Origin of the sequence: Streptococcus sp. 1621, assembly GCF_013276615.1 — a bacterium.
Classification (GTDB): domain Bacteria; phylum Bacillota; class Bacilli; order Lactobacillales; family Streptococcaceae; genus Streptococcus.
The window spans coordinates 83,364-89,900 of record NZ_VMLJ01000034.1 but is presented as its reverse complement, the minus strand read 5'-3'; the positions used below and the strand labels follow the sequence as shown (position 1 = coordinate 89,900).

Sequence of the window (6,537 nt, the reverse complement as noted above, 5' to 3'; positions counted from 1 at the left end):
GATTTTCATTGAGTATAACCATCCAACTCTTTTAAGGAGGAGTAAATTTCTATGAATAAAAAACTCACAGATTATGTGATTGATCTGGTGGAAATTTTAAATAAACAACAAAAACAGGTTTTCTGGGGAATATTTGATATTTTGAGTATGGTGGTTTCCATCATTGTATCTTATATCTTATTCTACGGCTTGATTAATCCAGCACCTGTTGACTACATTATCTATACGAGTTTGGCCTTCTTGTTTTATCAATTGATGATTGCATTTTGGGGCTTGAATGCTAGTATTAGTCGCTACAGCAAGATCACAGATTTTATGAAAATCTTTTTTGGTGTGACTGCCAGCAGTGTCTTGTCATATAGTATCTGCTATGCCTTTTTGCCACTCTTCTCCATCCGTTTCATCATTCTCTTTATTTTGTTGAGTACGTTCTTGATTTTATTGCCACGGATTACTTGGCAGTTAATCTACTCTAAACGCAAAAAGGGAAGTGGTGATGGAGAACACCGTCGGACTTTCTTGATTGGTGCTGGTGATGGTGGAGCTCTCTTTATGGATAGTTACCAACATCCAACTAGTGAATTAGAACTTGTTGGTATTTTGGATAAGGATGCGAAGAAAAAGGGACAAAAACTTGGTGGGATTCCTGTTTTGGGTTCATATGATGAATTGCCTGAATTAGCCAAACGCCATCAAATCGAGCGTGTTATCGTTGCGATTCCGTCGCTTGACCCGTCAGAATATGAACGTATCTTGCAGATGTGTAATAAGCTGGGTGTCAAATGTTACAAGATGCCTAAGGTTGAAACGGTTGTTCAGGGACTTCACCAAGCAGGTGGAGGTTTCCAGAAGATTGATATCACAGACCTTTTGGGGCGTCAGGAAATTCGTCTTGACGAATCGCGTCTGGGCGCAGAACTGACAGGTAAGACAATCTTAGTCACAGGTGCTGGTGGCTCAATCGGTTCTGAAATCTGTCGCCAAGTTAGTCGCTTCAATCCTGAACGCATCGTCTTGCTCGGTCATGGGGAAAACTCAATCTACCTTGTTTATCATGAATTGATTCGCAAGTTCCAAGGGATTGATTATGTACCAGTGATTGCCGATATTCAAGACTATGACCGTCTCTTTCAAGTCTTTGAACAGTACAAGCCGGCTATTGTTTATCATGCGGCTGCCCACAAGCACGTTCCTATGATGGAGCGCAATCCAAAAGAAGCCTTCAAAAATAATATTCGTGGAACCTACAATGTTGCTAAGGCTGTTGATGAAGCCAAAGTACCTAAGATGGTTATGATTTCAACAGATAAGGCGGTTAATCCACCCAATGTTATGGGAGCAACCAAGCGCGTGGCTGAGTTGATTGTCACTGGCTTTAACCAACGTAGCCAATCAACCTACTGTGCAGTTCGTTTTGGGAATGTACTTGGTAGCCGTGGTAGTGTGATTCCAGTCTTTGAACGTCAGATTGCTGAAGGTGGGCCTGTAACGGTGACAGACTTCCGCATGACCCGTTACTTTATGACCATTCCAGAAGCTAGCCGTCTGGTTATCCATGCTGGTGCTTATGCCAAGGATGGAGAAGTCTTTATCCTTGATATGGGCAAACCAGTCAAGATTTATGACTTAGCCAAGAAAATGGTGCTTCTAAGTGGTCACACTGAGAGCGAAATTCCAATCGTTGAAGTTGGAATCCGTCCAGGTGAAAAACTCTACGAAGAACTCTTGGTTTCGACCGAATTGGTTGATAATCAGGTTATGGATAAGATTTTCGTTGGTAAGGTCAATGTCATGCCCCTAGAAGTCATCAATCAAAAGATTGAAGAGTTCCGAACTCTCAGTGGAGATGAATTGAAGCAAGCCATTATCGCCTTTGCCAATCAAACAACCCACGTTGAATAAAAAAGAAAAACGCATATTACCAGGTCAAAGTACCTTGGTAATATGCGTTTTGTTATGTATAGATTTACTCCATTTTCTTCTGAAATAGAGTTGTCACCCAGTCTATGTTATTGAAAATACTCTAAAACTTGTAGGGGTTTGTGGGCGATATAATCAGGCTGATAGTTTAGCAAATCTGCTTGCTCTCCAAATCCCCAAGTGACGGCCAATTTCTGAATGCCTGTTTCTTGAGCTCCCAGCATATCAAACTTGGTATCTCCGATGATGATGGCTTGTTCCGGTGCTAGTTGATGTGTCTGCAAGGCTTGGCGAATGACATCTGCCTTATGGGGGGCTTCAGGGCTGGAACCATAAATGCCATCAAAGAAATGATGGATTCCCAAGTTTTTAGTCATGTCTTGAGCGGTAGGGGTATTCTTTGTAGTGGTGATGTAAAGAGGGTAATTCTTGGATAGTTCTTGAAGTAATTCTACAATCTGAGGGAAGAGCTGAGCTTCATGGATACCTTTTGCCTTGTAGTAAGATCGGTATATCTGCACAGCCTCAGAAATTTGTTCTTTGGGCAGGCAGGTCGCAAAACTACTTTCGAGGGGCGGCCCCATAAAACCACGAATCGTTTTGGCATCAGGGCTAGACACTCCTAGCTCCTTAAAGGTATGGGTAAAGGCATTGTGAATCCCGATAGAACTGTCAACGAGGGTCCCATCCAGATCGAAAAAAATCGCTGTGATAGAGGTCATGGTTTCTCCTATTTGATAAGCTTATTCTCCGAAAATTTCTTTTTGTAAGCGACGACCAGTAGGGGTGGCAGCGAGTCCACCTTCAGCTGTTTCACGAAAGGCAGTCGGCATGCTTGACCCCACTTGGTACATGGCATCGATCACTTCATCAACAGGGATTTTAGATTCGATACCTGCCAAGGCCATGTCTGCTGCGATAAAGGCAAAGCTGGCTCCCATGGCATTGCGTTTGACACAGGGAACTTCAACCAAGCCGGCAACAGGATCACAGATGAGGCCCAGCATATTTTTAATGACAAAGGCAATAGCTTGACTGGCTTGGTAGGGTGTCCCACCTGCAGCTAGGGTCAAGGCGGCAGCACTCATAGCGGAGGCCGAACCAACCTCGGCCTGGCACCCACCCTCAGCACCTGAGATAGAGGCATTGTTTGCGATGACTAGTCCAAAAGCACCCGCAGCAAAGAGGAAATCCAGCTGTTGCTCGTGGCTGAGGTCTAATTTTTCAATAGCAGCAGTTAGAACTGAGGGCAGACAGCCAGCGCTTCCTGCGGTCGGAGTGGCACAGACCAAGCCCATTTTGGCATTGTGTTCATTGACTGCGATAGCATTTCGGGCAGCTGAGAGAATCGTGTAATCTGACAAGGTTTTTCCGTTTTTGATGTAGTGATCCAATTTGGCAGCATCTCCACCTGTCAGGCCACTACGAGATTTATTTTCATTGAGGCCAAGTTGGACAGAGGCTTTCATGACTTCCAGATTGCGTTCCATGAGAAGGAAGACTTCTTCACGTTCGCGACCGGTCAATTCAAACTCTGTTGTAATCATGAGTTCTGCGACATTTCCTTGAAAGTCCAGATCAGCTTGCTCGACCAATTCTTTGATAGAATAAAACATGCTTCCTCCTATTTAAAGAAATTGACATTGTGGAGATGAGGGATTTTTCGAATTTCTTCGATAGCCTCATCACAGTTGCGACTGTCAACTTCGATAATCATAATGGCTTTTTCACCAGCTTTTTCACGAGTGACATTCATCTGGGCGATATTGATACCATAGCGTGAAAGGGCCTCTGTTACGAGGGCAATCATGCCTGGAATATCTTGATGAACAATGATGATAGTCGGTGTATTCATATTGAGAGAGACGGCAAAGCCATTGAGTTCGGTTACCTGAATATTCCCGCCACCGATAGAAATACCAGTCACGCTGATGGTTTTGTGAGTATTTTTGACGGTAATTTTAGTGGTGTTTGGGTGAGGGGCATTGCTGTCTTTCTGAATGGTCCAGACAATCTTGATGCCGCGCTTGTGGGCAATTTCCAGGCTGTTTGGGATTTCAGGATCATCTGTATCCATGCCTAAAATACCTGCAACAAGGGCTAGGTCTGTCCCGTGACCACGATAGGTCTTGGCAAATGAGTTAAATAGTTGGAATTCGACTTCTGTCGGAGTATCATCAAAAATGGAAGAGACAATCTTCCCAATACGAACAGCTCCAGCGGTATGGCTACTAGATGGGCCAATCATAACTGGTCCGATGATATCAAAGACAGATTGAAAACGAAGTGATTTCATCAGTTTCCCCTTATAAAAATTCTTATCTCTATTATATCAAAGAATGAGGGGCTTGGCTTTAATTGTAGATGAAAACCTTTCTAATACCTCAAATAGCATAAAAATAGTATCTTTTATGACAAAAAACACCTTATTTAGGGAAATAAAAAATAATTTTGTAATATTTCTACATAAAAGTGTCAAGAAACGGTAATATTTAAAGGGTATGATAGAACTATAGAAAGAAGGAGAATTTTCAAATATGAAATCAACAACTAAAAAGATTAAAACAACTCTTGCAGGAGTAGCTGCCTTGTTTGCAGTATTTGCTCCATCATTTGTATCTGCTCAAGAATCATCAACTTACACTGTTAAAGAAGGGGATACACTTTCAGAAATCGCTGAAACTCACAACACAACAGTTGAGAAATTGGCAGAAAACAACCACATCGACAACGTTCATTTGATTTATGTTGGTCAAGAGTTGGTTATCGACGGTCCAGCAGCGCCAGTAGCCCCAGCTTCAACGACTTATGAAGCTCCAGCAGCCCAAGATGAAGCTGTTTCAGCTACAGTGGCAGAAACTACAGAGGTAGAGGAAGAAACTCCAGCAGTAAGCGAAACAGTAGCAGAAGAAACTGTTGCTTCAACTGTCAGCGGATCTGAAGCAGAAGCTAAAGAATGGATTGCACAAAAAGAATCAGGCGGTAGCTACACAGCTACAAACGGACGTTATATCGGACGTTACCAATTGACAGATTCATACTTGAACGGTGACTACTCAGCTGAAAACCAAGAACGTGTAGCAGATGCCTATGTTGCAGGACGTTACGGTTCATGGACAGCCGCTAAAAACTTCTGGCTTAATAACGGCTGGTATTAAGAAAATATAGAAAAGGAAGTCTCAATGGCTTTCTTTTTAGTTTACAAAGATGTTAACTTCACGCTCTAGCTCTGTTAGTAAGTGTTCATCTTCTACTAGTTTAGCTAAGGAGAGTCCATTCTCTATTAACTGAGCATCATTAGCACAAATGCCGATACGAATATAGGCAAACGCAAGTGTATCATACTGTTTGCTTGCTTTTGCCTCCTCTAAGAGAGTGTAGCAAAGCTGTTTGCAAAGCAACTTATCACCATTGTAAAGATAAAGAGTTGAGAGATTCAGAAGTAACATCATACGAAGCTGAAAGATAGAACTATAGTGTTTATAAACCTCTAGTCGTTCGAGAATTTTTTCGGTAATCTGATGAATATACTCTATAGGAAAAGCAAAGAGAATGGTATTAAGGACTTTGAGGTCGCTCTCATACCAAGTATCTTGTTTCTCAATCTTATCCCATAATCTATTTACAATGTTGTCAACCTTACTTGACAATTTTTCTATCCCATTTTCACGGATGTAGATAACGATTTCGAGCATATCTTGTAACTGCTGGATGGGGAAATCATGATGTGTTTTTAGATAATGTTGACATTTTTTGAGTAATTTACTTAAGTCGCTCGTACCACTAATAGAAGCCATTTTTAGAAAAGTCTGCATGATAGTTGATCGTTCACTTGGGTGGTAGAGATGGCAAATATAGTCAAACTCTTCAAAACTCATATTGATTTGCCGGAGAAGAAACTCCATATTTTCATATTTGGGAGTTGCCTTGCCACTTTCAATTTTTGATAAGCTGGTTCTTGAGAGAACCTCCCCACAGACCTCTTCTTGGGTCAATCCTTTTGACTCACGTATTTCTTTATAGACTTTTCCGAAATCATAACGCATGGGCTTTCTCCTTTTCGTGAAAAAAGTTAACAAATAATAAAATCCAATTAAAAATATTGTATCATAGTAACAGGAATAGTAAAAAAGAAAACTAAAATAATGTGTGAAAAAAGTTTTTCGCTTTTTAGTTCTTCTTGCTTTCTTATTTAGCATTGCTACGGTTTTCCCATGGAGATGGCCGATGTGATGAGTTTGTTTTTAATAAAGAAGGAAAGTGAGTCCAATGGGGAATCCTAAATAATATATAATAGGGCGGCTAAAATTATATTTTGAAATTGGTCTTATAGAGATTGAATAGAATAACCGATAGACTGGAGGTAGAAAGATATTTAAAACAATAAAATATACAGTAACGGTTTGTACTGTTTTAGCCTACATTATTTGGTTTTGGATGAGGATAAAATTAACTGATTTAATTGGACTTGTTATTGTAACACTGATGATTGAAAATTTTATTTTTTATTTTTTCAATGATAAAAAGAAAAAATAAGAATTTTTCTTGTTTACTAAAGTTAATAATCTAAATTTACCTCATCTCAATTAGCTAAATTTAATGTAGCTGTTGTTGTAG

6 protein-coding genes are annotated in these 6,537 nt (G+C 40.6%); 2 read left to right on the top strand and 4 right to left on the bottom strand.

Annotated elements, in window-relative coordinates; genetic code table 11:
• Nucleotides 1-51 precede the first annotated feature (51 nt).
• A complete protein-coding gene (locus HT697_RS08015; RefSeq protein ID WP_173262849.1) occupies nt 52-1,902 on the top strand; it encodes a nucleoside-diphosphate sugar epimerase/dehydratase in 1,851 nt (616 codons plus the stop codon).
• Between the two features lie 107 nt (nt 1,903-2,009).
• On the opposite strand, the gene HT697_RS08010 is transcribed toward HT697_RS08015, so the two are convergent.
• Genes HT697_RS08010 through sdaAB form a run of 3 tightly spaced genes read right to left on the bottom strand, consistent with a single transcriptional unit; the run spans nt 2,010 to nt 4,216 of the window.
• Entirely contained in the window at nt 2,010-2,642 is a 633-nt protein-coding gene (locus tag HT697_RS08010) for an HAD family hydrolase (RefSeq protein WP_173262846.1), read from the bottom strand.
• Nucleotides 2,643-2,663: 21 nt separating this feature from the next.
• Nucleotides 2,664-3,536 carry an L-serine ammonia-lyase, iron-sulfur-dependent, subunit alpha gene (sdaAA, locus tag HT697_RS08005; RefSeq protein WP_049509903.1) on the bottom strand — a complete coding sequence of 291 codons (873 nt, stop codon included), beginning with the start codon at nt 3,534-3,536 and terminating at the stop codon, nt 2,664-2,666.
• Between the two features lie 8 nt (nt 3,537-3,544).
• The gene (gene sdaAB, locus HT697_RS08000; protein ID WP_020899976.1) at nt 3,545-4,216 is read right to left on the bottom strand and encodes an L-serine ammonia-lyase, iron-sulfur-dependent subunit beta; all 672 of its coding nucleotides are present in this window, start codon (nt 4,214-4,216) and stop codon (nt 3,545-3,547) included.
• Between the two features lie 241 nt (nt 4,217-4,457).
• Between sdaAB and HT697_RS07995 the strand changes: the two genes are divergently transcribed.
• Nucleotides 4,458-5,078 carry a LysM domain-containing protein gene (locus HT697_RS07995; protein WP_173253413.1) on the top strand — a complete coding sequence of 207 codons (621 nt, stop codon included), beginning with the start codon at nt 4,458-4,460 and terminating at the stop codon, nt 5,076-5,078.
• A gap of 36 nt (nt 5,079-5,114) precedes the next feature.
• On the opposite strand, the gene HT697_RS07990 is transcribed toward HT697_RS07995, so the two are convergent.
• Nucleotides 5,115-5,966, bottom strand: coding sequence for a helix-turn-helix transcriptional regulator (locus HT697_RS07990; protein ID WP_173219433.1), 852 nt, complete (start codon nt 5,964-5,966; stop codon nt 5,115-5,117).
• Between the last annotated feature and the right edge of the window lie 571 nt (nt 5,967-6,537).